At 51.1% G+C, this 24,267-nt stretch carries 24 protein-coding genes and 3 tRNA genes; 14 read left to right on the top strand and 13 right to left on the bottom strand.

The annotated features are described in order from the left end of the window. The first annotated feature begins 14 nt into the window (after positions 1-14). Together NSQ24_RS19740 and NSQ24_RS19735 are read left to right on the top strand one after the other, a co-directional pair. Positions 15-530 carry a hypothetical protein gene (locus tag NSQ24_RS19740; protein WP_122957890.1) on the top strand — a complete coding sequence of 172 codons (516 nt, stop codon included), beginning with the start codon at positions 15-17 and terminating at the stop codon, positions 528-530. A 14-nt stretch (positions 531-544) separates the two neighbouring features. Further along, positions 545-1,153, top strand: coding sequence for a hypothetical protein (locus NSQ24_RS19735; RefSeq protein ID WP_122957891.1), 609 nt, complete (start codon positions 545-547; stop codon positions 1,151-1,153). Positions 1,154-1,331: 178 nt separating this feature from the next. Here the strand turns inward: NSQ24_RS19735 and NSQ24_RS19730 are convergent, their stop codons facing one another. Next, positions 1,332-2,201, bottom strand: a complete 870-nt coding sequence (locus tag NSQ24_RS19730; protein WP_122957892.1) for a LysR family transcriptional regulator — start codon at positions 2,199-2,201, stop codon at positions 1,332-1,334. Positions 2,202-2,464: 263 nt separating this feature from the next. Between NSQ24_RS19730 and NSQ24_RS19725 the strand changes: the two genes are divergently transcribed. From NSQ24_RS19725 to NSQ24_RS19710, 4 genes are all read left to right on the top strand, one after another. Further along, positions 2,465-3,637 (top strand): PrpF domain-containing protein, encoded by a 1,173-nt coding sequence (locus tag NSQ24_RS19725; RefSeq protein WP_122957943.1) that lies wholly within the window; start codon positions 2,465-2,467, stop codon positions 3,635-3,637. A gap of 155 nt (positions 3,638-3,792) precedes the next feature. Beyond that, positions 3,793-4,794, top strand: a complete 1,002-nt coding sequence (locus NSQ24_RS19720; protein ID WP_339166434.1) for a tripartite tricarboxylate transporter substrate binding protein — start codon at positions 3,793-3,795, stop codon at positions 4,792-4,794. Positions 4,795-4,835: 41 nt separating this feature from the next. Next, positions 4,836-5,312 (top strand): tripartite tricarboxylate transporter TctB family protein, encoded by a 477-nt coding sequence (locus NSQ24_RS19715; RefSeq protein WP_327986160.1) that lies wholly within the window; start codon positions 4,836-4,838, stop codon positions 5,310-5,312. Positions 5,313-5,328: 16 nt separating this feature from the next. Beyond that, positions 5,329-6,849 carry a tripartite tricarboxylate transporter permease gene (locus NSQ24_RS19710; RefSeq protein WP_122957895.1) on the top strand — a complete coding sequence of 507 codons (1,521 nt, stop codon included), beginning with the start codon at positions 5,329-5,331 and terminating at the stop codon, positions 6,847-6,849. A 27-nt stretch (positions 6,850-6,876) separates the two neighbouring features. On the opposite strand, the gene NSQ24_RS19705 is transcribed toward NSQ24_RS19710, so the two are convergent. The 3 genes from NSQ24_RS19705 to NSQ24_RS19695 all read right to left on the bottom strand — a co-directional run bounded on the left by NSQ24_RS19705 (position 6,877) and on the right by NSQ24_RS19695 (position 9,653). Next, on the bottom strand, positions 6,877-8,607 hold the full coding sequence (locus tag NSQ24_RS19705; RefSeq protein WP_339166432.1) for a protoglobin domain-containing protein: 1,731 nt from the start codon (positions 8,605-8,607) through the stop codon (positions 6,877-6,879). 210 nt (positions 8,608-8,817) lie between these two features. Next, positions 8,818-9,243, bottom strand: coding sequence for a metallothiol transferase FosB (gene fosB / locus NSQ24_RS19700; protein ID WP_031931860.1), 426 nt, complete (start codon positions 9,241-9,243; stop codon positions 8,818-8,820). 185 nt (positions 9,244-9,428) lie between these two features. Next, positions 9,429-9,653 carry a hypothetical protein gene (locus tag NSQ24_RS19695; protein ID WP_003388981.1) on the bottom strand — a complete coding sequence of 75 codons (225 nt, stop codon included), beginning with the start codon at positions 9,651-9,653 and terminating at the stop codon, positions 9,429-9,431. A 133-nt stretch (positions 9,654-9,786) separates the two neighbouring features. Between NSQ24_RS19695 and NSQ24_RS19690 the strand changes: the two genes are divergently transcribed. From NSQ24_RS19690 to NSQ24_RS19675, 4 genes are all read left to right on the top strand, one after another. Then, positions 9,787-10,263: a hypothetical protein gene (locus tag NSQ24_RS19690; RefSeq protein WP_327926060.1), complete on the top strand. Its 477-nt coding sequence runs from the start codon at positions 9,787-9,789 to the stop codon at positions 10,261-10,263. A 183-nt stretch (positions 10,264-10,446) separates the two neighbouring features. Continuing rightward, positions 10,447-10,523: transfer RNA gene (locus tag NSQ24_RS19685), tRNA-Arg, on the top strand. A gap of 65 nt (positions 10,524-10,588) precedes the next feature. Beyond that, positions 10,589-10,665 (top strand) — tRNA-Pro (locus tag NSQ24_RS19680). Between the two features lie 15 nt (positions 10,666-10,680). Further along, positions 10,681-10,763: transfer RNA gene (locus tag NSQ24_RS19675), tRNA-Leu, on the top strand. Positions 10,764-10,902: 139 nt separating this feature from the next. On the opposite strand, the gene NSQ24_RS19670 is transcribed toward NSQ24_RS19675, so the two are convergent. From NSQ24_RS19670 to NSQ24_RS19655, 4 genes are all read right to left on the bottom strand, one after another. Further along, the gene (locus NSQ24_RS19670) at positions 10,903-11,715 is read right to left on the bottom strand and encodes a HipA family kinase (RefSeq protein ID WP_024982838.1); all 813 of its coding nucleotides are present in this window, start codon (positions 11,713-11,715) and stop codon (positions 10,903-10,905) included. 134 nt (positions 11,716-11,849) lie between these two features. After that, the gene (locus NSQ24_RS19665; protein ID WP_039071064.1) at positions 11,850-13,256 is read right to left on the bottom strand and encodes a nucleoside recognition domain-containing protein; all 1,407 of its coding nucleotides are present in this window, start codon (positions 13,254-13,256) and stop codon (positions 11,850-11,852) included. Beyond that, positions 13,234-13,962 (bottom strand): FeoB small GTPase domain-containing protein, encoded by a 729-nt coding sequence (locus NSQ24_RS19660; RefSeq protein ID WP_003388986.1) that lies wholly within the window; start codon positions 13,960-13,962, stop codon positions 13,234-13,236. Before NSQ24_RS19660 ends, NSQ24_RS19665 begins: the two co-directional genes overlap by 23 nt. A 4-nt stretch (positions 13,963-13,966) precedes the next feature. Then, a complete protein-coding gene (locus NSQ24_RS19655; RefSeq protein WP_003388987.1) occupies positions 13,967-14,209 on the bottom strand; it encodes a FeoA family protein in 243 nt (80 codons plus the stop codon). A 286-nt stretch (positions 14,210-14,495) separates the two neighbouring features. Here NSQ24_RS19655 and NSQ24_RS19650 point away from each other — a divergent pair, with 286 nt between their 5' ends. The 4 genes from NSQ24_RS19650 (at position 14,496) to NSQ24_RS19635 (ending at position 19,367) form a co-directional block, all read left to right on the top strand. Further along, complete coding sequence (locus tag NSQ24_RS19650; protein ID WP_003388988.1) at positions 14,496-14,867, top strand: metalloregulator ArsR/SmtB family transcription factor; 372 nt, start codon at positions 14,496-14,498, stop codon at positions 14,865-14,867. Between the two features lie 572 nt (positions 14,868-15,439). Continuing rightward, positions 15,440-16,738, top strand: coding sequence for a group II intron reverse transcriptase/maturase (gene ltrA / locus NSQ24_RS19645; protein WP_024985477.1), 1,299 nt, complete (start codon positions 15,440-15,442; stop codon positions 16,736-16,738). 85 nt (positions 16,739-16,823) lie between these two features. Next, on the top strand, positions 16,824-17,009 hold the full coding sequence (locus NSQ24_RS19640; RefSeq protein WP_035979956.1) for a hypothetical protein: 186 nt from the start codon (positions 16,824-16,826) through the stop codon (positions 17,007-17,009). Between the two features lie 180 nt (positions 17,010-17,189). Next, positions 17,190-19,367, top strand: a complete 2,178-nt coding sequence (locus NSQ24_RS19635; RefSeq protein WP_024984833.1) for a heavy metal translocating P-type ATPase — start codon at positions 17,190-17,192, stop codon at positions 19,365-19,367. A 164-nt stretch (positions 19,368-19,531) separates the two neighbouring features. Here NSQ24_RS19635 and NSQ24_RS19630 read toward each other — a convergent pair whose 3' ends face one another. From NSQ24_RS19630 to NSQ24_RS19610, 5 genes are all read right to left on the bottom strand, one after another. After that, positions 19,532-20,056 carry a type 1 glutamine amidotransferase domain-containing protein gene (locus NSQ24_RS19630; protein WP_122957897.1) on the bottom strand — a complete coding sequence of 175 codons (525 nt, stop codon included), beginning with the start codon at positions 20,054-20,056 and terminating at the stop codon, positions 19,532-19,534. 110 nt (positions 20,057-20,166) lie between these two features. Next, entirely contained in the window at positions 20,167-20,328 is a 162-nt protein-coding gene (locus tag NSQ24_RS19625; RefSeq protein ID WP_003388993.1) for a hypothetical protein, read from the bottom strand. A gap of 12 nt (positions 20,329-20,340) precedes the next feature. After that, a complete protein-coding gene (locus NSQ24_RS19620; RefSeq protein WP_339166430.1) occupies positions 20,341-21,567 on the bottom strand; it encodes a Ger(x)C family spore germination protein in 1,227 nt (408 codons plus the stop codon). Further along, a complete protein-coding gene (locus tag NSQ24_RS19615; RefSeq protein ID WP_003388995.1) occupies positions 21,560-22,666 on the bottom strand; it encodes an endospore germination permease in 1,107 nt (368 codons plus the stop codon). Before NSQ24_RS19615 ends, NSQ24_RS19620 begins: the two co-directional genes overlap by 8 nt. After that, on the bottom strand, positions 22,663-24,249 hold the full coding sequence (locus NSQ24_RS19610) for a spore germination protein (RefSeq protein WP_339166428.1): 1,587 nt from the start codon (positions 24,247-24,249) through the stop codon (positions 22,663-22,665). The genes NSQ24_RS19615 and NSQ24_RS19610 overlap by 4 nt, the downstream gene beginning before the upstream one ends. Positions 24,250-24,267: the final 18 nt, after the last annotated feature.

Raw genomic sequence — 24,267 nt, 5'->3', positions numbered from 1 at the left:
AGATTAGCATTCACATGAAAATTGGAAAAATTAGTTTGACGATACTACTTACCTCATTTTTTGTCTTAATATTTAGTTCATCAAGTTTTGCCAAAACAAAAGAAGGCGGAGATTCTTTTCTATCACACTTTTACCATCCAGACTGGGGGTACAAAAATATCTATTATACAGTACATACTATTGAGGAATATTATGTCTATACAAAATATGATGAAGTTGAGTTGGATCATCATCATGCAGTAGCTATCGGCAAAACTAGCGGATACCCCTATAGTCTGGAACTTTATGTTTCAGGAGTATACAAAGATGACGCTGGAACAATTGGAAAAATTAATGCTTCTGATTGGAGATGGAGAGATCGGTTAACAGATTATATAACCGATCGTGGTGAAACAGTATATGGCGGGGGGAATACAAAAACTTTTTATAGTACCGTAACCGACAGGCCAAAAGTTACTTTTACCAGTGGTGCTGTTGCAGATGGAATCTATTATGGCAGTACAGATGAAATAAGAATGTCGTTATATTAAAAGGAGTGACAAGTATGAAAAAGACGTGGGTTTTGCTCTCTGTGGTTGCCGTTGTGTCGCTAGGCAGTATCTCATATTCATTAGCAAACATTGAATTAAATGACCATGATAAAGGAACTGAATTCGCCAAGTATTACAAAAAAGCTTTGGAGAAAAATAATGATAACAAAATCACTATAGATACCGAATCCGAAAAAATCAGCCAAGATGAACTAACAGATAAACTAGCAAGGTACCAAGCATATTCAAAAGCTTTTGGCATCAAGCTAACTGAAGAAGACGCTATGAAGAAATTAGAAGAAAGAACAGTTCTTGCGGAATATGCAAGAGAACATGATATTTACCCTACAGAAGAAGAAATTAAAAAGCATATCAAGGAAATGGCTGATTCCTATAAAGAGCATAAATATGATGTTGTTGCTGGTATCATTGAAGGACTGGATATTACCGAGGATGAGTTCTTCTTTGAATTCTCAAGAGACGGTTATGAAGAGGAGTTGGTACGGTTGAACATACTCAACAAAATAAAGTCGGAGAATGAAATGTTAGATGGGGAGGATGAAATCGAGTATCACAAAAGGATGTTAAGTAAACTTAATGATTTGATAGAAGAATTAAAATAGATCATAATGCGAAGCCCCTTAGAACAAGGGGAGCAATCAGTATGTGACTTCAACAGTTTCAAAGGTGTAAACGGACAACGCTCCAATTGGATAAGCAGAAACAAATACGAACACACAAAAAAGATACGAAGGGTGCCCCGCCGTGAAAACACGGATGGGCACCCTTTTTTTGAGCCTTTCATCTGTATGGATGTTCTCTCTCCTCCAAGAAATTTACAAACGCTTTGACCACGGAAATCTCCAGGGATTCGTTGCGAAAGATCATCCAGGTTCTGCGGACGACGGGGACGCCATCCTTCGTCGTGCAGCGGGTGACGTACAAATCTTCGTTGGGGTCCAGCAAAATGCTGGGCAGGATCGCATAGCCGAGGCCGTTTATCACCATTTCTTTGCAGGTCTCCATTTTGTCTACCTCCATGGAGATCAGGGGCGGGTCAGAATAGCGTTCATGCCACCAGTTGTCGATCAGCTTCTTTAAGGAAGTATCCGTGTTGTAGTAGATGCGGGACAGATTGGGCAGGTCCTCGATGTCGATTTCGTGCTTGGAAACGATGAAAATTTCTTCGTCCATCAGCAGCTTGCGCTGATCGGGCCAATTGTAATCGCCGCGAATGATGCCGAGATGCACTTTTTGCTTGTAGACGGAGTTGATGACCTCCTCACTCCATCCGGAGGTAACGTTAAATTCTACATCGGGATACTGCCGGTGGAAGTCCTTCAAGATAGATGGAAGCTTGTAGCGGGCAAAAATGCTGGAAACGCCCAATCTCAAGGTTCCTTGCACTTTGTCGCCCATGTTTTGCAGGGCTTCTTTTGTCTTGCGCAGATGAAGCGTCATGTCGCGGGCGTATTTGACCAAATGCTCACCCTGCGGCGTGAAGGTAACGCCTCTTCTGCTGCGATAGACGATGGTAATGCCAAACTCCTGCTCCAACTGCTGCAGCCGGTAAGTAAGCGCCGGCTGCGAGATGCGAATTTTCTCCGCAGTTTTGGTGATATTCTTTTCGTCGTACAGCGTCGTTAATATGACCCAATCTCTGTCATCCATATGGTTCCAACTTTCTTTCAATAAAAAAAGTAGTGAAATTGGCTAAAAACGGAATGGAAAAACTTATCGTTAATTGTACAGAAAAGTCATGAATGATCAACATTCTTTTTTCAAACGAAAAACAAAAACATAAAAAATACTTATGGATCTTTATAAAAAATAAGTATTTTTTTTATTGCTTTTCTTTGGCTACTATTGTTGTAGAGTTAAACGAATATTCATTCTCTTTAATCTGTACTATCATGAAGGAGTTGGAACAACAGATGTACGTTTATGGGCAAATCTATCGAATCCCAAGCACGTTGGTGCGCGGGGGTACCAGCAAGGGGCTCATCTTGCGTACGGTTGATCTCCCCAAAGACCCGGTTGCCCGCGACCAGGTGATCCTGAAAGTGTTCGGCAGTCCCGGAAACAACCAAATCGACGGGATCGGCGGGGGAACGCCTCTGACGAGCAAGCTTGCGCTCATCGGACCGCCTGCCAGCCAGGATGTTCACATCCATTACACATTCGGGCAGGTCAGTCTGGAGAAAAAAGTGATTGATTACCATGTCACCTGCGGGAACATGGCGTCGGCAGTCGGGCTGTATGCGGCTGAAGAAGGATACGTGGAATTGCAGGAGCCGTTTACACGAGTTCGCATCTTCAATACCAACACGAACAGAGTGATTGAAGTGGAGGTCCCGGTCGTAAACGGGCAAATCCAGTACGAGGGGGACTTTTCCATCGCAGGAGTGTCTGGCACCGGAGCGAAAATCATGGTGAATTTTCTCGATACGGGGGGAACCTTTTCCGGCAGGACCTTGCCCACTGGAAATCCGATAGACACCATCGCATTGGATGACGGCAGAAAATTCCCGGTGACGATCATCGATGCGGCCAACATCCTCGTGTTTGTTTTGGCACAGGATGTCGGAGCGACCGGAACAGAGCTGTCCAAGGACCTAAACGGAAATGCCCGCTTGCTGGAAACGCTAGAGAAGATTCGCGTAAAAGCCGGAGTGATGCTCGGAATCATTGAGGATGAAACGACGGTCACCCCTGCGACACATGCTCTGCCCAAGATCGCGATGATATCCGCAGCCTGTGATTATCAGACCGAGGACAAGCAAATGGTACGGGCGGACAGCCTCGACCTTTTGGGACGCTATCTTTCCATGGGGACGCTGCACAGGGCTTTTGCAGTCAGCGGTTCCATCGCTTTGGGAGCGGCCGCGAACATTCCGGGCACCCTGCCGAACCGGTTGGCGAGGGGCACGGAAGCCGGCCTTCGGATCGGCCATCCCACAGGGACTTTGTACGTAGAAGCGCAGGTAGAACGAGAGGGGGAGGACTGGAGTGTGAAGCGGGCCGCCGTTGGACGGACTGCGAGAAGGCTGATGGATGGGTATGCCTACGTTCCGGTCTCGTCTTTGACAAGCGTGGTTCAAGCGTAGCGGCGAAGGGACGGGGGTTTCCCCGCCTCCGCAGAAAACAGTCGGCTCTTTGCAGACGACTGGAAGCGGTTTCAGCATGATCGGTTCAACCCCGATTAGTTTCATTATGATTCATCAATACCCTTATCCCGATTTGGTTTATGAGGAGGACTGACATGAAACGAACAGCGATCTGTTTATCGCTTACACTTGCTCTTGCCTTTAGTCTTATCGGCTGTTCCAGCCAACCGTCGTCTACGGCTGGCGGTTTGACGGAAGGCTACCCGAAACAGCCCATCGAGATGGTCGTTCCTTTTGGCGAAGGCAGCGCAAGCGACACATTTGCCAGAAAATTCGCCGACTTGCTGAACAAGCAAACGGCTCAGCCGGTTCAGCCGCTCAACAAGGATGGCGGCGGCGGTCTCGTCGGACTTCTTTACACATACAAACAGAAGAATGACGGATACACCCTATTGGAAATCACGCCTTCGCACGTCATTGCCGATGTGCTGGGAAAAGGGAAAAACATCAAATTGATGGAAGATTTCGAACCTCTTGCCCGGATCCAGAGCGATATTTACCTGCTGTCCGTACCGGCAAATAGCGGGATCAAGGACTTCGACGACCTGGTAAGGCAGGGCAAAGACAAGGAAATATCCTTCGCCGGCATCAGCCCGGGGGGGCTGGGCGACTTGACATTGAGCGCTCTGGCTGATGCCACCGGAATCAAGATCAAGTTCATCCCTTACAAGTCCGGTTCAGAGGTCAAAGCGGCGGTTCTGGGCGGAGAAGTCGACGTGTACTTCGACAAGCTGATCTCAGCGGTGTCATACATCCAAAACGAGAAGGTAAGGCCGATCGTCGTGCTGCATGATGAACGGGTGACGCAAATCGAAGAGTTGAAGGACACCCCGACAACGGTGGAAAAGGGGATTGATTTGACGATAGGCTCCTGGCGCGGATTTGCCGTAAAAAAAGATACGCCAGCCGAGGTGAAGCAGTATTTGATCGACAAAATGAAAGCGGTTTATGAGACGGACGAGTACAAGGAGTTCGCCAAACAAAATTTGGCAGATATTCGCGAGGGGTTCCTCGGCCCGGATGATTTCAAAAAAGAGTGGGAAGAGCAGTATCAAATTTTTGACAAAATTGCCCAAAAAACCGGGCTGAAAAAGTAGGATAAGCGGTTTTCCGCCGCTCTTCTTCGGAGGTGACCATAATGGGAGAAATCGTGTTTCATGTTCTGCTGATTGGAGCAATCGGCTACTTTTTCAAAGAGTCGCTTTTCATCGATACGGCGCGGGCCAGCGATCCGATCGGCCCGGCAGGTTTTCCGCAAGGCATTTTGATCCTGGCGATTCTGCTAGCTCTTTTCTCGTTTTTCCAGACAATCCGAAAGAGAAAAAAGAGTACCGGGGAGCAGCATCGGCCGCCTGAGCTTTCCAAGGAGTTTGTCGGGCTGCTGGTCAGCATCGCCGCCTTCGTGCTCGCCGTGGATATCATTGGCTTTCTGATTGCCTGCTTTCTTCTGCTGCTTGTTCTTCTCTTGCTGCTCGGAGAAAAAAAGGTGGGAAAGGTAGTCGGCCTATCGGCGGTCATTTCGATCAGCTTTACGCTTTTGTTCGGCAATCTGCTCAGTGTTCCGCTGCCAAGAGGAGTGGAAGCGCTCAAAACGCTGAGTTACTACATCTACTGAGAACGGGGAGAATATCATGGACATCAATTTATTTGCCGAGGGTCTGGCGACGACCTTGTCCCTTGGCAATTTGGCACTCATCCTGCTGGGCATGCTTCTGGGAGTGCTGTTCGGGTCGCTGCCCGGCATCAGCTCCTCCATGGCCATCGTGCTCATGCTTCCGTTCACCTATTACATGGGAATCATTCCCTCTATCATCCTGCTCGTGTCCATATATGCAGGGGCAGCGTACGGCGGCTCGATTACCGCGATCCTGTTCAATACGCCGGGCACTCCCGAAGCGGTCGCCACAACGTTTGACGGTTATCCCATGGCCAAACAGGGCAAAGCGGGGCGGGCATTGGGTTTGTCTATCAGCGCTTCTGCTTTTGGCGGTATCTTTTCCGTATTTGTCATGCTGTTTCTCTCTCCGCCGCTGTCGCAGGTGGCACTCAAAATCCAGAGCGCCGAGTATTTTGCTCTCGCATTTTTAGGCATAACGGTCATTTCCGCCATCGGTTCGAAAAACATGACAAAAGCGCTGATTTCCGGTTTGCTCGGGATTGCAATTGCGATGATCGGGATTGACCCAATCGTCGGCACGGAGCGTTTTACGTTTGGCCAGATTGAGCTTTTGAACGGGATCGAGTTCATTCCGATCATGATCGGCGCTTTTGCGCTGGGCGAAGTGCTGAATCAGGTGGCGGAGAGAGCAAAGACACAGAACTTTACGACCACCGAAAAAATCAAGCTGGAAGGGTACAAGCTCAAAGATTTGTTCGTCCATAAGTGGTGCGTGTTAAAAGCCTCCGTGATCGGGACCTTGATCGGAATCCTGCCGGGGACCGGCGGTTCGATCGCTTCGATTGTGAGCTATGGAGAAGCGATGCGGTCCAGCAAGAACAAAGAGAAGTTTGGCAATGGAGCAGAAGAGGGCGTGATCGCGCCGGAAGCAGCCAACAACGCCGCGGCCGGCGGAGCGATGATCCCTACGCTGGTGCTCGGGATTCCCGGGAGTCCGACCACCGCCGTTATCCTTGCGGCGCTGACTCTTCAGGGCCTGCAGCCCGGACCGCAGCTGATGACGGAGCAGCCGCTGATGCTGTACTGCATTTTCTTTGCGATGCTGATCGCCAGCGCCATCACGTTTATCGGTGGGCGCGTAGGCGTCAGAAGCTTCGGTCTGGTTCTCAAGCTTCCGTATTCCATACTCGCCTCGATCATCATCGGCTTGTCCGTCATCGGTTCGTACGCGGTTTCCAACAACATGTTTGAGGTGTGGCTGATGCTCGCGTTTGGACTGATCGGGTATTACATGAAAAAGTACGAATTCTCCCCGGCTGCGCTGATTTTGGGGTTAGTTCTGGGAAAGATGATGGAGGAAACCTTCCGTCGGCAGCTCCTGATCACCGACGGAGACTTCACTTCTTTTCTCACGCAACCGATATCGGCGGTCATCTTGCTGATGGCTGCAGTGTCGCTGTTGTACCCGCTTCTCTCAAAATCATTTTCACTCGGGCAAAACAAGCGTAAACCCCAGGCAACTGAAGTGAAGTAAATGGGCTTCATCGCTGCCAGGACATGCCTATAAGCTGTCAGCCAACTCATCCAGGCACCGGATCACCGCTTCGGACACCTCTTCCAGACGGGAGAAAGCTGCTTGTGCCTCCTGGTGTCTGCCTTCCTTTACATGGAAGAAGATAGAGCGTACCAGCTCGTGAAATTGGCGATGCGGCTCCTCGAGCTTTCGGAACGTTTCCAGAGAGCCGAGCGAGCCGTTTTCTTTGGCCGCGTCGTACCATTTCCCCAAACGGCATTGGTGATGGTTGACCAGCTCATTTTCTTCGATCTGGTGATATCCGAGCATGAAGTTGTAGAGCCACCACTTCCACAGCAGGTGATCGGTCTTGACGATTCGCAGGTAGTGCTTGTCCCGCAGGGAAGAGGTTTGGCTGATGCTGAGTTTATGCAATTCGTTGACAGCGACGCCGATGTCGTACACGTTCTGGCCAGCGGTGGACACATTGGCTGCGATCAATTCCATGTTTTCCTGAACGCTGGAGACGCGCCTGGTTATGTCGGAGGTGGCGGCGGACTGTTCTTCTGCGATGGCCGCGATATGTTCCGTAGAGCGGCTGACCTCTTTGATGCTCTCCACAATCAGGTTGAATAGCTGAATGGCCTCCCTTGTATGGGCGACTCTTTCATCGATCTGTCCGGTCATCCGCTCAGCCGTTTGGCCTACCAGATTGGCATCCGACTGAACATTTTGAATGGTGGCGGTGATCGTTTGGACGGAGGATTTTGTCTGTTCCGCCAATTTCCGGACCTCCCCGGCCACGACCGCGAAGCCCCGTCCTTGTTCCCCCGCCCGCGCTGCCTCGATCGATGCGTTGAGGGCGAGCAGATTCGTCTGATCGGCGATGGAACGGATCATCTCCACGACCTGGGATACTTTGTCAATCGACTTTTGCAACTGGGCGATTTTCGCTTTGGTTTCGTAAAATTCTTCTGCCATGGCCAAAAAGCCGATGAGGGAGGAGGCGATAATTTCCTTGCCCCTGTCCGCTTGTTCCATGGCGGACAGGGCATTTTCCGCTACCTCGGCTGACGATTGGGCCACCTTTTGAACGGACAGGGAGAGCTGCTCCGCAGCGGTGCTCACATTGCCAGCCTCGTCGGTGGTGCGGCCGAGCCTGTCCAGTACGTGTTTGATTTTATCGATCTGCATGACGAGCTCCAGCACATTGCCCAGCCGGTCAATTACCTTGAAGTCGTTGTCCGCCTGATAGGATTCCAGCACGATTTGAGAGTCGAGCGTTATGACCTTGAGCAGTGCGAGAAGGGCGTCAGACAGCTCCGCGGGACGTTTGGCGTAAGCGCTGACGATGGCTGGCACCAGATGTTCGTAGACACGCAAATACGAGCCCATGTACCACTCAGGGGCCAATCCGATTTTGCTATGAATGACACCGATTTTTTCCCGGCCGGCAATATAGTCCTCAGTCAGTTCTCCCGTGGCGAGCGATTGCAAGTAGCGGCGAAAAGAACCGGACAGCCGCTCAATCGTCGTGTTTTGGTCGATGATCGACAGAAGCTCGGGAAATTCGCCCAGCATGCGGTAATGCTGATCGGTAATGACAGGCGTTACCTCCTGCAAGAGTGGCTGCAAGCGACGGATCATCTCCAGATCGTGATTGGTCAGATGCAAAAATTTGACCTTGCTCTCAATTCGCTCGGGGGGCTCCACGTCGCTATCCTTGATCGGGAAGGCTCTGCTATTGGATGCGATTGAATTCGAATGTTTCCATAACATGAAAAATACCTCCGCTGTCGTAAAAATGACCTATTCCTGACAAGGAGATAGGCCGGTTTTTACACTGTTGTCTCTCACCGTTTTATTTGTGGGGAAAAAAGCTAATAAAATAGTTCTTTTGAACTAGTCTACCATGGATGACAAGCGGGAAAAAGGAAATTTCTCATGAATGGGAAGATTTTGCCACTAATTAGTCCGTAGCGTCTGGTATTAGTCAAAAAAAGTCATGTGAGGCTTGGTTTCCCGGTAGTAAGCCAGCCGATCCTCCCTGGTGCCGGTATGCAGCTCAAACTTGTGGCCATCCGGGTCTGTAAAGTAAATCGACAGCTTGTCCCGCTCATCCCGCTCGCGCCCGGGCAAAATGGCAGCACCCGACGCTATGAGATGATCTTTCCACTCTTCAAACTGGTTCTCCTCCACAGAAAAGGCGATATGTGTGTACGACTGGTGAATTTCATTGCGGGGGATGTCTGTCTCTTCATTTAGGGCGAGCCACAGGCCGTTTAAGTCAAAGTAGGCCAGCTTTCGGCCACGGACAAGCAGCTTGGCTCCAAGTGCGTCCTGATAAAAGCGGATGGAACGCTCCAGGTCGGAAACAGAAAAAAGCAAATGATTGATACCTTGCAGTTGCAACATGCGAATCCAGCCTTTCCAATAGGTTTGCTTCTGCTATTGTAACTGGGTGAACGTGCAGAAAGCAAAAAGACACTCCTGACTTATGCCAGGTCGGAAACGCGCTGATTATCGGTTGTTTCCTTGCAAAAAGCTCTTGGGTCTCTGGGAAAGGCAAAGGGCAGACCGCCACGGATCTGCCCTATTTTTCAGGCTTGCTGTCCTTGCTGTTGAGACTGTGTCTGGATCGTCGATTGCACCTGGGAGACCATCGTTTGCGCCTGGGCAATCTCTTCGGAAGCTTGCTTGAGTGCTTGCTCCGCCAATTGCGGGTTGGCGGCGGACTGTTCAATCGCCTGCGTAATTAGCGTTTTGGCAAGAGTGGCGGATACCTCCGCCTTTTTCAATTGGTCGGTGTTGATTTGTGCTGGCACGAGCACCATTCCTCCTGTTCGTCATCATCTGTCTCATTTAGATTGTCCGCCCGGAGGAAAATTATGTGGCATGACAGCAGCACAACCGTGCAGAAGGACAGATGCATACCTTTAAAACAGGAGGTGTTTGCGGATGAACAAAGCATGGATACGGGCGATTGCAAGGGCCGAGGATTCGTTTTGGACGATCGTCTTTTCGGCCAGGAAGCGAATCGGGGAAAGAGGAGTTTTGCTCCCGGAGCGCTTCAATTCCAAGGTAAAAATCAAGCGGTACTTGCAAAAAAGCATGTCTGCTTGTCTGGCGGAGCGAGTGATCCGGAATCTGCAATTGAGAAGGATTGGGGGACGTCTGGCCATACCCGTAGGGGACGGAATTGGAGCGCCGCCCATTCTCAAAAAGAAATTGCTCTCTCATGCAGAAGGCAGGGTGACGATCGCCGTCTGGTTTGGCTTTGACAAGGACGACCGGTTTTTCCGCGTGTATCAATTGCGCCGAAACGCAAAGGGACAATGGATTGTTTACGGACGCCATCCATTGGACTATCCGTTCAACCGATCTTTTCGAAAGGTATCGACGGGCTGCTGCTCTGCCTGTATCAATTGCGCGTAAATGAGCGGCAGCGGTCTTCCTGTACTCGCAAGCGAAACCTGCCTGTATCGGGGTGAAAAAAGCAGTCTTCCCGGGATGCAAGGGGAAGGAAATGAGGAGGTGGTAAAGATTTTACTTGCTTTTTTACATAAAAACATGTATATTATTGAATTGTCGCCTAGGTGCGACAAAATCAGACAAAATGTGCCCTTAGCTCAGCTGGATAGAGCGTTTGACTACGAATCAAAAGGTCGGGAGTTCGAATCTCTCAGGGCACGCCATTTGCCTCAAAAAGCTGGTTTTCCGAAAACGATATCTTTTCGGGAACCTGCACCACAGTCAATGTCGGGAAGTAGCTCAGCTTGGTAGAGTACTTGGCTTGGGACCAAGGGGTCGCAGGTTCGAATCCTGTCTTCCCGACCATCGAATTTCATACGTGCCGGTATGGCGGAATTGGCAGACGCGCGCGACTCAAAATCGTGAGGGAAACCGTGGGGGTTCAAGTCCCTCTACCGGCACCAATACATATTGTTTGCAAGGTGGGAAACAGTGATCAACTCCTGTTTCTCATCTTTTTTTTATCGAATATTTTCTGTACACGGCTGGTCGGCAGGGAGATGATCCGCTGCCTTTTCAGGAGCGCTTTCGACTTGAGCAGCTTCAGGTAGCAGGCCGGATGTGGGCCAGGACATCGTTCATGATGGCGGGCAGCGTTTTTTGTCTTGCGCACAATAACCTCTTGATATAGGCTTTCTCCGATTTTTTCAAGTATTTTTGCGGTACCTTGTTTATGGCTCTCTTGATATCCTGGGGAGACAAGGCTTGTATTTTTTCAACCATTTGCGAAACCAGTGAACGTTTGTCCGATGTGAAGCGTTTTAACCCGGCTGGAATGCGCAACTGCTTTTTTCTTCTGTTGGTACGGGGAAAGAGGGCCCCGCTTCTCTGCGGTCGGCGCGCTTTTTTGGTCTTCCACCTCTCCGGCGATCCAAACAGAGCAATGCCGTGATCGATCAGGTACCAACGGTAGCGATCATCGGCTTGATTGCGGTATAGAATCAGGTTTCGGTTGGTCCGATCCGGATTCATGATCCAGGCATCGAAAACCGCAAGCTGAGCCAACAGGTCTGATTGATGGACATGCTGCTCCGGGTTCCGGTGAACCTCTGGCGAAGCTTTCTTCCACGGGATCACTTCCTTTGCCGTGGCTTTCAAGGAAACAATCCCCCGTTTTTTCCATCCTCTTCGCCCTTTTACTCTGATCTCCTTTACCTTGGCTGCGGGGAGTCCGACAAGCTTGGCAAGCTCCGCTGCGATATACTCGTTTGCGAGCAGAATACGATAGTTTTTCCGCTGTCTGGTCACCGGGAATTTAAAATACCCCTGCGTTCCCTCTCGGTTTTTCACGATCCATATTTCTCTTCCGTATCTGTTGCGAAGAACCTTTTTGAACTTCCATTTCCATCGTCCCACAATGGTCCTCCTGAAAACATAAGTTTCATACAGTGTATGTGACGAAAGGTTATTTGGAGGTGAAAAAAGAAGGAAGGCGGCCAATAAGGGCCGCCCAAAATCGTTTGCTTCCATTTTTTCTTGTCGAAAAGGAGTTATACCCAGCCAAATGCATAGGCAATCTGTGTCGTTGCATACGTGACCGCAATGGCGATGCAAAGCGGAATGGCTGCCGAGAGCACCGTCCATTTGACGCTTTTTGTTTCTTTGTAAATAGTAAACAGCGTGGTTCCGCAAGGGTAGTGCAAAAGCGAAAACAACATCATGTTCAGCGCCGTAAGCCATGTCCAGCCGTGTGCCAGGAAAATATTCTTGATGTTCGCCGTGCTTTCCAGATCGACCATCGCGCCGGAGGAGAGATAGCCCATCAGGAGGATCGGCAAAACGATTTCATTGGCAGGCAGGCCGAGCAGAAAGGCCATGATGATATAGCCGTCCAGTCCGAGCGCGTGAGCAAATGGATCAAAGAACGAAGCCATATGTGCAAGGATGCTGGCATCTCCTACCGTGATGTTGCCCAAAATCCAGGTGATCACCCCTGCCGGTGCCGCAACAATAATCGCGCGGTTGAGAACACTCAGCGATTTGTCCTTGGAGGCGAGGAGGACGGTTTTCAGAATTTGCGGCTTGCGAAACGGCGGCAGCTCCAATGTATAGTGCGTCGGTACACCGCGCAGCGCAGTCTTGGACAAAATCCAGGAGACGGCAAGCGTCACGACGATGCCGATCAGTACCATTCCCATCAGGACCAGAGCTGTTACGAGCGTGGTGTACTGACTGGCGACGCCTGCAGCCATAAAGAGGGAGGCCAATAGGATCAAGGTAGGCCATCTGCCGTTGCAGGGAACGAAGTTGTTGGTCAGAATCGCGATCATTCTCTCGCGGGGCGACTCGATGATCCGCGTCGACAGAATCGCAGCCGCATTGCAGCCGAATCCCATGGACATGGTCAATGCCTGCTTCCCATGGCCCCCCGAGCTTTTGAACAAGCGGTCCATGTTAAAGGCGACTCGCGGCAAGTATCCGAAATTTTCCAACAGGGCGAAGATCGGAAAGAAAATCGCCATCGGCGGAAGCATGACGGAGACGACCCAGGAGGTCCCGCGATACAGCCCCAGAACCAGAACGCCGTACAGCCAATCCGGCGCATGAACAGCCTGGAATCCGGCAGTCAAATAGTCTTCGATTACGCCAAAGAAAGAGGCTAGCATCGAAGAGGGAACGTTGGCACCAGCGATCGTCAGCCAGAAGACCACGCCAAGAATGGCCAGCATGATGGGAAAACCCCAGATGGGAGAAGTCACGATGCGGTCGAGACGATACGTCTGCTCCAGCCTTTTTTTGTCCTCGTACTTTACGGCTTCGTGGCATATGGAATGAGTCGCTCTGTAGATGTCGCCGACGATCTCGTCACGGATCGACTCTCCGTTTGCCAGCCTTTGCGCCATTGCATAGAGAGCATCTAGCGAATCCGGTTTTTCAGTGGCAAGAGGCGTTCCCAAGCTGCATCACCTCCCCGGCTTCCGCCGCTGGAGCGCCCGCAGGCGACTTCAGTGTGGAGATGAGATCCGTGTCGCCGTCTAGGAGGCGAAGCGCCACCCAGCGCGGAGGAAACCGGTTCCCTAAAAGGCGGACAACGTGAGGCTCCAGCATTTTGATTTTTTCCTCGATCTCCCGGCTGTACACGATTGGCGCAGGCTCAGGGATCAATTGTCCTGAAGCGACTTGCCCGACTTTTTCCAGCAGTCCGTCGATGCCGATTTTTTTGCGGGCCGAAATCGTTGCGACTGGTACGCCAAGCCGTTCCTGGAGCTTTGCGACATCGATGCGCACGCCCAAACGCATGGCTTCGTCGATCAAATTGATGCAGAGGACGACCCGATTGGTCATTTCCATTACTTGCAGCGCAAGATTGAGGTTACGTTCCAGCGAAGTCGCATCCAGGACGACAACAGTAACATCGGGCTGTTCCAGAATAATATAGTTTCTCGCCACTTCTTCGTCAGTGGAGTTGGAATACAGTGAATACGTGCCGGGAAGATCAATGATCCGATATGCCTGGCCTTGGTATTCAAAATGGCCGGCAGCCATCGTGACGGTCTTTCCGGCCCAGTTTCCCGTATGCTGGGACAATCCGGTCAGGGCATTGAACAGCGTGCTTTTCCCCGTGTTTGGATTTCCTGCCAGAGCGATTGTTTTTTCCATCATGTGATTACACCTCCAGCAATTCTGCGAAGATCAGACCGCTTTCCTCTTTTCTGAGGGCAATCGTTGTATTGTTTACGCGAAAGGCAGTCGGGTCTCCGAGCGGGCTTTTTTGCAGAACTTCCACCACGTTTCCGGGGACAAACCCCAGATCGAGCAATCTTCTGCGAAGCACCCCTGTGACTTCCAGCTTTGTCAATCGGAGCTTGGTGCCGGTTTTCGCGTCGAGCAAACGGATTGGTGATGACATGGACACCTGCCTCCTTCTAAATAAAAGGCAAATTGCTTCCTCTTCCTTACACTATGAGCAATTGTCTATATGTTTCTCTTTAAAATTTAGTATAGACCAATATTTTTCGCTCAGCAACAAAAAGTTTACCGAGTGCAACTTTTGGGCCGGGTCTTCTCCGTCATGCGTAAAATGGGGCTGCGAGCAGGGCCGCGAATGCTCATGAATGATACAGTCGCGGACGACACCTTGCGCGAATTTTGCTATACTGACAAAAGAGGGTTTATTGATGAGGGTGGTGTGTTGGATGGGTCAGAGCGAAATGCAGGAAGCATGCGATGATACGTGTCAAGGGTCGGAGGCTTTGGACGCCGCAAGACTTGAGGATAAAATGATAGATGATCAAACGGCTGTTGATTTGGCCGATCTCTTCCGCGCACTGGGAGATCCGACGCGGGTCAAAATCATTTACGCGCTGCTGCAGCAGGAATTGTGTGTCCACGATATTTCGACGGCATTGGGGATGGGGCAGTCGGCTGTATCCCATCAATTGCGGTATCTGCGGAATTTGCGGATTTTAAAGCGGCGCAAGGTGGGCAAGACGGTCTTCTACTCGCTGGATGATGACCATATGGAACAAATTTTTGTTCAGACCCTGCAGCATCTGAAGCACGAATAAGCAAAAATAGCAGATGTTTTAGGAAAACTCGGTATCTGCCGGGTTTTTTTATTGGGGCGTGCCCAGCAAGCCGTTAATTGCTAGTTGGTGAAAGTCCAACCGAGGCAGGAGCCAAGTCACCTCGTAGCTGACAGGCAACTGGTGGAGAAATCCTAAGGTTGAAGCCCTGTGACAAAGTAACTCGAAAGAGTGCGAGCAAATCAGCAGGCCGTAACATAAAGTGAATCCTGCAGCCTCGTTAAGAAAGACCACCGAGAGGTGGACAAAGGGAAGCCGAGCTTGTTTCATATGGGCGAAGGCCAAGGACGGTGTGGAGAACTTGGAATACAGCACCTATGAATCCCTCGGGGTATGGGGAGCGGTATGTTGAGAAAGTAGTTAACGGAACTGGGGAGACCCTACTCTGCACGCCCCGTCAGGAGCGTAAAACGGAAACCTATAACCGTAAGGGAAGTGGTGGATGGCAGAGAGGGAGTCGGAGGGGTTCATAGTACCGATGAACATAAGGACAACACAACCTTATGGAGGGAAGGAGCCCTGCTTTGTTCACGGGTCGAAGGAGGTAAGAGTGAGTGAATGCAAGTAAACTTGCTAACTACACCGATGTAAAAGCTCGACAACTTTGGACAACCCTATATCTTTGTGCCAAGGCAAACTCAAAACGGCGATTTCATGCCTTGTATGACAAAATCTACCGCCCGGATATTCTAGCGACAGCTTGGAGGAGAGTAAAAGCAAATAAAGGGAGCGGAGGAATCGACGGACAATCCATCGCACAGATTGTGGAGGAGTATGGGGAGAGCCGTTTTCTTAACGAGATCTATCTAGATTTAAAAGAAAAGCGGTATCGTCCACATCCGGTTCGTCGAACTTACATCCCTAAACCGGATGGCAAGAAACGTCCACTCGGCATCCCGACGATCAAGGATCGGGTGGTCCAAATGGCTACTAAGCTAGTCATTGAACCGATCTTTGAAGCTGATTTTCGGGACTGTTCTTATGGCTTTCGGCCAGGAAGAAATGCTCACCAGGCAATTGCACAGATACGCAAAGCAAGCAAGAGGTGTTATTGGGTCGTAGATGTTGACATTAAAGGGTATTTCGACAACATCAACCATGAGAAGTTGATGAAACTGGTCGAAATGAGAATCAGCGACAGACGTGTTCTGAAACTTATCCGACAATGGCTGCAGGCTGGGGTCATGGAAAATGATCAATTCCATGAAACAGAACTGGGAACTCCGCAAGGAGGGGTAATCTCGCCTCTTCTTTCAAACATCTATCTAAACTACATGGACACCATTTGGGAAAATCAATTCTCCCATCTTGGCACACTTATCCGCTATGCGGATGACTTCGTTATCATGTGCAGAACCAAACAAGAAGCATTGGAAAGCATTCAAGTGCTGATGGCTATTCTAAACAAGCTGGAGCTTAGTCTCAGTAAAGAGAAATCTAGACTCGTTAATATTTGGGACAATTCCACTGGGTTTGACTTTCTTGGGCTGCACCATCGCAAATTCCCCGTGTTCAACAAAGGGGGGAGCAAGGTATTTGCTATGTCTCATGTACCAGCTAAGAAAGCAATGAAGGAAATGAGACGTAAAATTAAGGAATACACTGCACCAAGGAACAAACTGTTTCTGTCTCTAGAAGAGCTAGTGAAAGGGCTAAATCGCAAGCTAAGGGGGTTCAAGAACTACTACTTCATCTCGCCCATCGCCAAACGATGGGCAAGACGGATAGACTGGTATGTGATTGAACGCCTTACAATCTTCTGCAACAAGAAAAGAAGCAAGCGGAATAAACATGCCGGAAAGCTGAAGGTCATACAAAACACGCAGGGTAGTTTATTGAAATTAGCCGGATAAAGTAAGCCGAATGCCAAAGAAAGAAGAACATCGGAAAGCCGTATGAGGGAAAACCTCACGTACGGTTTGATGAGGGGGAGCTGAAATGAGCAAGGCGACCATACGGTCGCCCGAAAGTTTCAGTTCTCTACTCTACAAAAGGAAAGGACATGCACTCAAAAAAGCTGACGAGGCTATTTTGCGAAATCTTGCCATGGGAGAAAAAAGGGTGTTGACTTTTCGGACGATGGAAAAATATGATAAGGGTGAGATTTCAAATATGAACAATTAATCATATGTTGGGGTGTTGGAGATGTCCAGAAAACCTGGTTGTTGTGAGCCCCTGGTCCAGTCAGAGACGCTTGTCAAGGCAGTCTCACACGGAAGTGAAGCCGCTCCAGGCTCACAGTCTGCCTCATGCTGCAGTTCACATAGTCATTCGCACAGTCATCACGATGGGCATCATCATCATATGCACGATGGGGAAAAAGGTCCGGATGCCGCGGTAGCATCGGCCGATATCCAGGGGGACGGGCAGCGAACTGTCTTTCGCATCAGCGGCATGGATTGCGCAGACTGTGCCCGCGGCCTGGAAAAAAAGGTAGGGGCGCTCGCGTCTGTCTCTCAAGTGGTGGTCAACTTCGGCGCTGCCAAAATGACTGTGCTGCACGAAGAGAACGCTGAGGAGGCGATTGTTCGGACAGTCAAACAGGCCGGTTATGACGCGGTACTGGAGAAGGACAAGAAGCAGCTGGAAAACAAGAGCTTCTGGCAGCAAAACAAGAAGGCGTGGTCGACGCTGATCTCCGGTTCCATTTTTCTCGTGGCGTGGACGCTTGATCTATGGGCCGGGATTCCGGAGACCGTCATCACCTTGCTGTATGCGGCAACGATTGTCATCGGCGGCTTTCGCATTGCCAAGAGCGGGATATACGGCTTGAAGTCCAGGACGCTTGGCATCGATTTTTTGATGACGATTGCCGTTCTCGGCGCTGCGGCTATTGGTGAATGGGCAGAGGGGGCGGCTGTTGTCTTCCTGTTTTCACTTGGGGAGACACTGGAGGCGTATACGATGGATCGGACGCGTCAGTCTCTCCGCAGCCTGATGAAGCTGGCGCCGGAGGAAGCGGCCGTCATAAGGGAGGGGCGGGAAGTAAGACTTCCTGTCGAGTCGATCCATGTAGGGGAGATCGTCCTCGTCAGGCCCGGCGAGAAGATCGCGATGGACGGTACGGTCATCGAGGGTGTTTCCACGGTCAATCAGGCCCCGATCACAGGAGAATCCGTGCCGGTCGAAAAGAACGCAGGTGACGACGTCTTTGCGGGCACGATCAACGAGCAGGGCGCGCTGAAGATCAAGGTAACAAGGCGATTTGAGGAGAATACCTTGTCCAAAATCGTCCATCTGGTGGAAGAAGCGCAGGCGCAAAAAGCTCCATCGCAGCGGTTTGTGGATGTGTTTTCCCAGTATTATACGCCGGCAGTGATCGTGGTCGCCGCTTTGATCGCCGTCGTTCCCCCTTTGTTTCTGCAGGAGCCGTTTGAGCTCTGGTTTTACCGGGCACTGATGATGCTGGTAGTGGCTTGCCCGTGTGCGCTCGTCATTTCCACGCCTGTTTCCATCGTGTCTGCGATTGGCAACGCAGCCAAACACGGCATTTTGATCAAAGGCGGGGTCCATCTCGAACGGCTGGGCGCGATCAGCACCATCGCATTTGATAAAACGGGAACACTCACAGTTGGGAGGCCAGAAGTGACAACCGTCATCCCGCTGGAAGGAAGAGATGAGGCTGAGGTAATGGCCATCGCTGCTTCTCTGGAAGCGATGTCCGAACATCCTTTGGCAGCTGCGATCCTGCGGCGGGCACAGCAAATCGGAGTGAGGCCCATGCCGATCAACGGTTTTACATCAGTGACGGGGCGCGGTGTGCAAGCGACTGTGGACGGCAACGACTACTATCTGGGCAACCCACGCTGGTTCCAAAATGAGCTTCATTTTGCGCTCGACTCTGTACAGTCGAGAATCGAGGCGCTGCAGCAAAAAGGTCAGACACTGATGCTGCTTGGTTGCGGACAGCAAGTCATCGCCCTGATCGGATTGGCTGACCAGGTGCGGGAGGAGAGCGCTTCGGTCGTCGCCAAACTCCGGCAGCTGGGCATAAAACAGGTAGCGATGCTGACCGGGGACAACAGAGGAACGGCCCATGCCGTAGCGGAGCGGTTGGGGCTGACCGCGTACAAGGCAGAACTGCTCCCGGCCGACAAGCTTTCTGCGATTCAAGCGTGGCAGTCCACCTCGAAGGGCGTAGCCATGGTGGGGGATGGAGTCAATGATGCTCCGGCTCTGGCTGCGGCAACAGTGGGGATCGCGATGGGCGGAGCCGGCTCGGATACGGCGATGGAAACCGCCGATATTACACTGATGGCTGATGACTTGTCCAAGCTGCCATACGCGATTGGCCTCAGCAGGCGGACGCTTCGCATCATCAAGCAGAATATCGCATTTTCTCTGCTCGTCAAAGTTGTCTTTCTGCTGATGATTCTGTTTGGCTACTCGACGCTCTGGATGGCTGTGCTCGCCGACACGGGAAGCTCGCTGATCGTGATTGCCAACGGCATGAGACTCCTGCGCTCAAAGGATGGAGGATAAGACCGCGCCGCTTGCTGGAAAAACGCCTCGTATGCAGCGAGGTCGTCTTGCCGGGCATTTGGCCCATCCGCATACGATAAAAGACAGCAGCCGAAAGCAATAGCAAAAACAAAAGCCACCTTCCTGAAATACAGGGGTGGCTTTTGCCGCTTCAAAGGAATGGCTTATACACCTGCCAAGCGATCGCAAAATGCTTTTGCGTAAGCCGGCAAATCGGGCGGACGTCTGCTGGAAACAAGATGTCCGTCGACCACGACTGGTTCATCCAGCCAAATCGCGCCAGCGTTTTCCATATCGTCGCGAATGCCTGGCGTCGAGGTAACCCTGCGGCCATCCAGGATTTTTGCGGAGATCAAAACCCATCCTGCGTGGCAGATCTGTCCGATCGGCTTTTCCCGTTCGTTCATGCGGCGTACAAAAGCGAGCACTTCCGGATAGCGCCTCAGCTTGTCGGGCGCCCAGCCGCCAGGTACCAGCAGACCGTCGTATTCGTCGATGTTGATGTCAGCAAAAGCAAAATCCGCTTTTGCAGGCACGCCGTATTTGCCCGTATAGCTTTTGCAGCTGACGGGACCTGCCAGATGAACGACTGCTCCTTCCTCCTGCACTCTGTAAATCGGGTACCACAACTCCAAGTCCTCAAATTCTTCATCAACCAGGCATAAAACCTTTTTACCTGCAAGCCGCATCGAAAATACCTCCCCCAAGCGATGTTTCTGTATGCCATTATACATGAATCAAAATCAACTTGCGCTGTTCTTTGCAGGCTTCCCTTGCTCAGCAGGAAAAAAGGGGGAGGTCATTCCCCCTTCTGACCGGTGCTTCCATTTTTCCACGGCGGATCGCCATATTGGTGAAGCTTTTGAGAAGCCTTGTAGAACAGCCACGGGATCAAGATGGACAAAACCGCCCCGAAAAATGTCAAATAAGGCGGCAGAGTACCGAATATCTTTCTGAGCATAAACCGATCCTCCTAACGGATTTCCGTCCTGTTCACCGACCCTCCATTGCGGATGTAGACAACGGCCTTCACTTCAATCTCGCTGGAGGCAAACAGATTTCGGCCGTGGTCCCAGTCCTCTTTGAGTTGCTTCCACAGATCAGGATGGGTTTGTTTTACATATGTGCCCAGTTCCAACACGTCGGTTTTCATTTTCTTCTGCACTTTGCGGATGGCATCATGTGAAAGCCTTTCAATCTCTGCCGCGATTGTCTTTTGAAGGTTATCCATGATGCGACTCTCCATAAAGTCCAAGCGCTCGAAGGACTCGGCGATTACGCCCTCGCATTCGATGAAAAACTGAAAACGCATGCGTTTTTTATCCCGGACGTCGGCCTTGATCGTTCTTTTCGTTCCCTGAATATTGAAGATCACGAGATTGTCTTTCACTTTGGTTTTCAGCAGCCCTCCCTGGACGTTTCCCAAGAGAAAGTTCAATCCTTCCGTCTCCTCCTCTCCGAGAAAGCCGATCATCTTGTTTCCCTGGCCTTGAAATACGGCAGCGCCTGCTACTTTCACTTCATTGTTGGCGGCGACAATACGCGGGAGGACAAAGCTGAACTCGTTGATCATATCTTCATGTACTTCCCCCAAGCGAACCTCGGGGATCATGCGTGCTGTGCGGTCTGTATTTTCCGCAACAGAGTTGATGTAGAGGGAAGGGAGCTTTTCCGTTTTCGGTTTTACCTCCAGGACAGGCTTGGCCTTCCCTTTGGAGATCATGACCTTGCTGGTCCTCCTCAAATCAGGATCGCGCAAGAAGTAATCGAGAACATCGCCAAACGTATTGGGCGATTTCGCCACTTCCTCGGAGACGATGACAACCTTTAAATGTTGATAAAACGGTGAACGGCTTGTCCGGACAGCCAGCTCACGCGAGATTTCGAACAGAGAATCTCCCTCAGACGTCAGGTTCTGGAACGGGTCGCCCGTGCTGCTCTGGCTGCCGCCTCCTCCTTGCGAGTTTGAGACAAGTCCTCCCGGAACGACGAATTGATGCGTAACGAGATACCGCCGTTTCCCTTTCGGTTTGTCCGGAGCCTCCTTTTCTGCCTGTCTTTCCATCTCTTTGGAGGACGGCAAATCAATTCCAACGCCGACTACAAAGCCGCGTTCCTCGATTTGTACCTGGTCCCAGCAGCCGGAGAGGAGGGAGACGGATAATACCGCCACTAAAAGGCGAGCCGAGCTTTTACTCATCTCCCCGCACCCCCCTCCATTTGGCGATCAGCAAGAGAAGAATCGGGACCAGGTAAGTGATGAATATTCCAAAATAGACGAGCTGGTCCCCCAGCGAGAAAAACTGAACCAGATTTTGCGGCCAAAGCGAAATCATGTAGACCAGAGGGGAGATGATCAAAAGCCAGGTGAACTTTCTGACGTTCGGGAAAATCGATCCCAGGTTGAAAATCGCCAGATCGAAAAAGACCGTGCAGGAATTGAAAATCGTCATGATCCAGATGGTGAAAAAGAGCGACTCCACACGTTCGATAAACCCTCCGGGCACTTCGACGTCTTTGGCCAGTTCAATCGTCGGGTAGGTCAAGTTTTTCACCACCTCAGCGGAGAATACGCCGATGACAAAAATGTAGATCGTCAGGTACAGGAAAATAGGGATCAACAGTCCTTTCACGACGGCCTTGGGAGCGTCCTCGGCCCGGGTCATCAGCAGCGTATAAAAAAGGACGACCTCGTAGCCGGAAAACGACAGATTGACTTCTTTTGAGCCTTGCAAAAGGGCACCTAATCCGGTAGTGAACAGCGGTCTGACGTTATCCAGCTCGAGCATTTGGATCGAATAGAGCTGCACAACGGCACTGATCAGCAGCACAATCGGAAAAAACAGCATGTTCAGCCGCAGCAGGGCGATCCGTGTGCCAGCCACAGCATATTGAACGATCAGCAAGAAAGCGAGCGTAATCACTTCAACAGGAGTAGTCGTAAACAAATACTGCTTGGCGATATTGCCGAGAGCCCTGGCTTCAAAAGAAACAAACAGCAGGAAGTAGATGCCGACAAGAAAAGTAATGACCTGTGCGACGGGCCGGCTTACGATCAGGGACGCATATTCAAAAAAAGAGTTTGCGGGAAAGCGACTGGCCAATTTGCCCAGCAGCCAGCCGATCACCGAAGCCACCAGACCGGAGATGAGGATCGAGATCCATCCGTCGATCGAACCCGTCTTGGCAGCCAGAGTCCGGGGGAAAGTGAGAATGCCCACCCCGATGACGACATTGGCGACAATAAACACCATCTCTTTTTGTCCAATCTTCTGATCCGCGTAGGGTAAGGTGTTCATTGCGATCTCCCTGCTTTCATGCGGGTTTTGTCTTTCGTTTGCAGCATGTCCGGCCGTTTTTTGAAGAACGTGATAGGAGCGCGCAGGATGTAATCTTTCCAGTCGGAAACAAGCTGCGGAGCAAGTGGTGCCAGGTAGGGCACACCAATGCTGGTCAGATTGGTGAGATGGATGACGATGAGGATAAAAGCCAGAACCACGCCGTAGAGGCCAAACATGGCAGCGGCAAGCATGGCGCCAAAACGGATCATCCGAAAAGCGATGGCCAGATTATAGGAAGGAATGGCGAAGGAAGCGATCGCAGTAATCGCCACGACAATGACCATGACAGGGCTGACGATCCCGGCGGAAACGGCTGCCTCGCCGATGACAAGCCCGCCGACGATGCCTACCGTTTGTCCGATCGGCTTTGGCAGACGCAAGCCCGCCTCCTGCAGCAGCTCCATGGTGGTTACCATGATCAGGGATTCGACGGCAGCCGGAAACGGAACGCCGTCCCGGGTGGCGGCGATGGAAAAGGCGAGATCCGAGGGAATCAGTCCCGGATGAAAGGTGACCAGCGCGATATAGAGGGCTGGAGAAAAGACGGCCAGATAAGAGGCCAGGTACCGAAGCACCCGCGCAAGCGAGCCTACCATCCACCGTTCGTAAAAATCCTCGGGAGAATGAAGCATGATGCCCAGTGTAACCGGAGCCAAAAGCACCATGGGGGTACCGTCCAGGATGATGGCAACACGCCCCTGAAACAGGGCCGATGCGACTTTATCCGGACGCTCCGTGTTTTGTACTTGCGGAAACGGCGACAAGAAATTATCCTCGATCCATTGCTCGATATAACCTGACTCCTCCACCTGATCGATGTCAATGGTGGAGATGCGCCGTTTGATTTCGTTTACGATATTCGGATGTGCGATGTCTTCGATGTATGCGACGATCAGGTCTGTTTTGCTCCGCCTTCCGACAGTAGTGGCGTCAAAACGAAGCTTGGGATCCCGCACACGGCGGCGGATGCGGACTATATTGTCCCGGATGTTCTCGTTGAAGCCGTCTCGAGGTCCGCGTACGAGACCTTCCGAAACAGGTTCTTCGATGCCACGCGTCTCCCAGCCCCTGCTGTCAATCAAAATGGTTGTATGGGAACCGTCCACGAAAAAGGCGGTATCTCCCACCAGCATGGCGTCCAGGACTTCCTCCATGGTGGTTCCGGTTTTCACCTCAATAATGGACAGCACTTCATTGAGCATAAAAGCCATGATATCTTCGTCGGGTGCCGGGATAGCTTTGCCGGCGGGAGACATCAGCAGCTGTATATGTTTTACTACCTTGTCGTGAACGAGCTCGCTGTCTACCAGTCCATCGATGCAGGCTACAGCGCAAGCCCGTCCGCTATTGTCGATCAGAAATGGACGGATGATCAGGTCTTGCGGGTTCCCCAGGCGCTGTTTGATGATATCGAGATTTTCCTGCAAGCTTTCGGAAAGCGGAGTTTTATTGGAAGCCTGTTGATCAGAATGGCTGCTTTGCTGTTTCCGGCGAGATGCTACTGCTTTGTTTTTCCATTTTTCCCATACTCTGCGAAACAATCGGATTCGCCCCCCTCC

Source organism: Brevibacillus sp. FSL L8-0520, assembly GCF_037963895.1.
In the GTDB taxonomy this organism is placed as follows: domain Bacteria; phylum Bacillota; class Bacilli; order Brevibacillales; family Brevibacillaceae; genus Brevibacillus; species Brevibacillus borstelensis.
This window is presented reverse-complemented; position numbering and strand designations above follow the sequence as displayed.

Excerpts from the sequence above, each read along its gene's own strand:
- NSQ24_RS19660 (WP_003388986.1), bottom strand. The coding sequence starts at position 13,962 with ATGATGGAAAAAACAATCGCTCTGGCAGGAAATCCAAACACGGGGAAA.
- fosB (WP_031931860.1), bottom strand. The coding sequence starts at position 9,243 with ATGTTGCAACTGCAAGGTATCAATCATTTGCTTTTTTCTGTTTCCGAC.
- NSQ24_RS19640 (WP_035979956.1), top strand. The coding sequence starts at position 16,824 with ATGAGCAAGGCGACCATACGGTCGCCCGAAAGTTTCAGTTCTCTACTC.
- NSQ24_RS19690 (WP_327926060.1), top strand. The coding sequence starts at position 9,787 with ATGAACAAAGCATGGATACGGGCGATTGCAAGGGCCGAGGATTCGTTT.
- NSQ24_RS19720 (WP_339166434.1), top strand. The coding sequence starts at position 3,793 with ATGAAACGAACAGCGATCTGTTTATCGCTTACACTTGCTCTTGCCTTT.
- NSQ24_RS19655 (WP_003388987.1), bottom strand. The coding sequence starts at position 14,209 with ATGTCATCACCAATCCGTTTGCTCGACGCGAAAACCGGCACCAAGCTC.
- NSQ24_RS19635 (WP_024984833.1), top strand. The coding sequence starts at position 17,190 with ATGCACGATGGGGAAAAAGGTCCGGATGCCGCGGTAGCATCGGCCGAT.
- NSQ24_RS19705 (WP_339166432.1), bottom strand. The coding sequence starts at position 8,607 with ATGTTATGGAAACATTCGAATTCAATCGCATCCAATAGCAGAGCCTTC.
- NSQ24_RS19630 (WP_122957897.1), bottom strand. The coding sequence starts at position 20,056 with ATGCGGCTTGCAGGTAAAAAGGTTTTATGCCTGGTTGATGAAGAATTT.
- NSQ24_RS19650 (WP_003388988.1), top strand. The coding sequence starts at position 14,496 with ATGGGTCAGAGCGAAATGCAGGAAGCATGCGATGATACGTGTCAAGGG.
- NSQ24_RS19725 (WP_122957943.1), top strand. The coding sequence starts at position 2,465 with ATGTACGTTTATGGGCAAATCTATCGAATCCCAAGCACGTTGGTGCGC.
- NSQ24_RS19730 (WP_122957892.1), bottom strand. The coding sequence starts at position 2,201 with ATGGATGACAGAGATTGGGTCATATTAACGACGCTGTACGACGAAAAG.
- NSQ24_RS19740 (WP_122957890.1), top strand. The coding sequence starts at position 15 with ATGAAAATTGGAAAAATTAGTTTGACGATACTACTTACCTCATTTTTT.
- NSQ24_RS19715 (WP_327986160.1), top strand. The coding sequence starts at position 4,836 with ATGGGAGAAATCGTGTTTCATGTTCTGCTGATTGGAGCAATCGGCTAC.
- NSQ24_RS19615 (WP_003388995.1), bottom strand. The coding sequence starts at position 22,666 with ATGAACACCTTACCCTACGCGGATCAGAAGATTGGACAAAAAGAGATG.
- NSQ24_RS19735 (WP_122957891.1), top strand. The coding sequence starts at position 545 with ATGAAAAAGACGTGGGTTTTGCTCTCTGTGGTTGCCGTTGTGTCGCTA.
- NSQ24_RS19620 (WP_339166430.1), bottom strand. The coding sequence starts at position 21,567 with ATGAGTAAAAGCTCGGCTCGCCTTTTAGTGGCGGTATTATCCGTCTCC.
- NSQ24_RS19625 (WP_003388993.1), bottom strand. The coding sequence starts at position 20,328 with ATGCTCAGAAAGATATTCGGTACTCTGCCGCCTTATTTGACATTTTTC.
- NSQ24_RS19710 (WP_122957895.1), top strand. The coding sequence starts at position 5,329 with ATGGACATCAATTTATTTGCCGAGGGTCTGGCGACGACCTTGTCCCTT.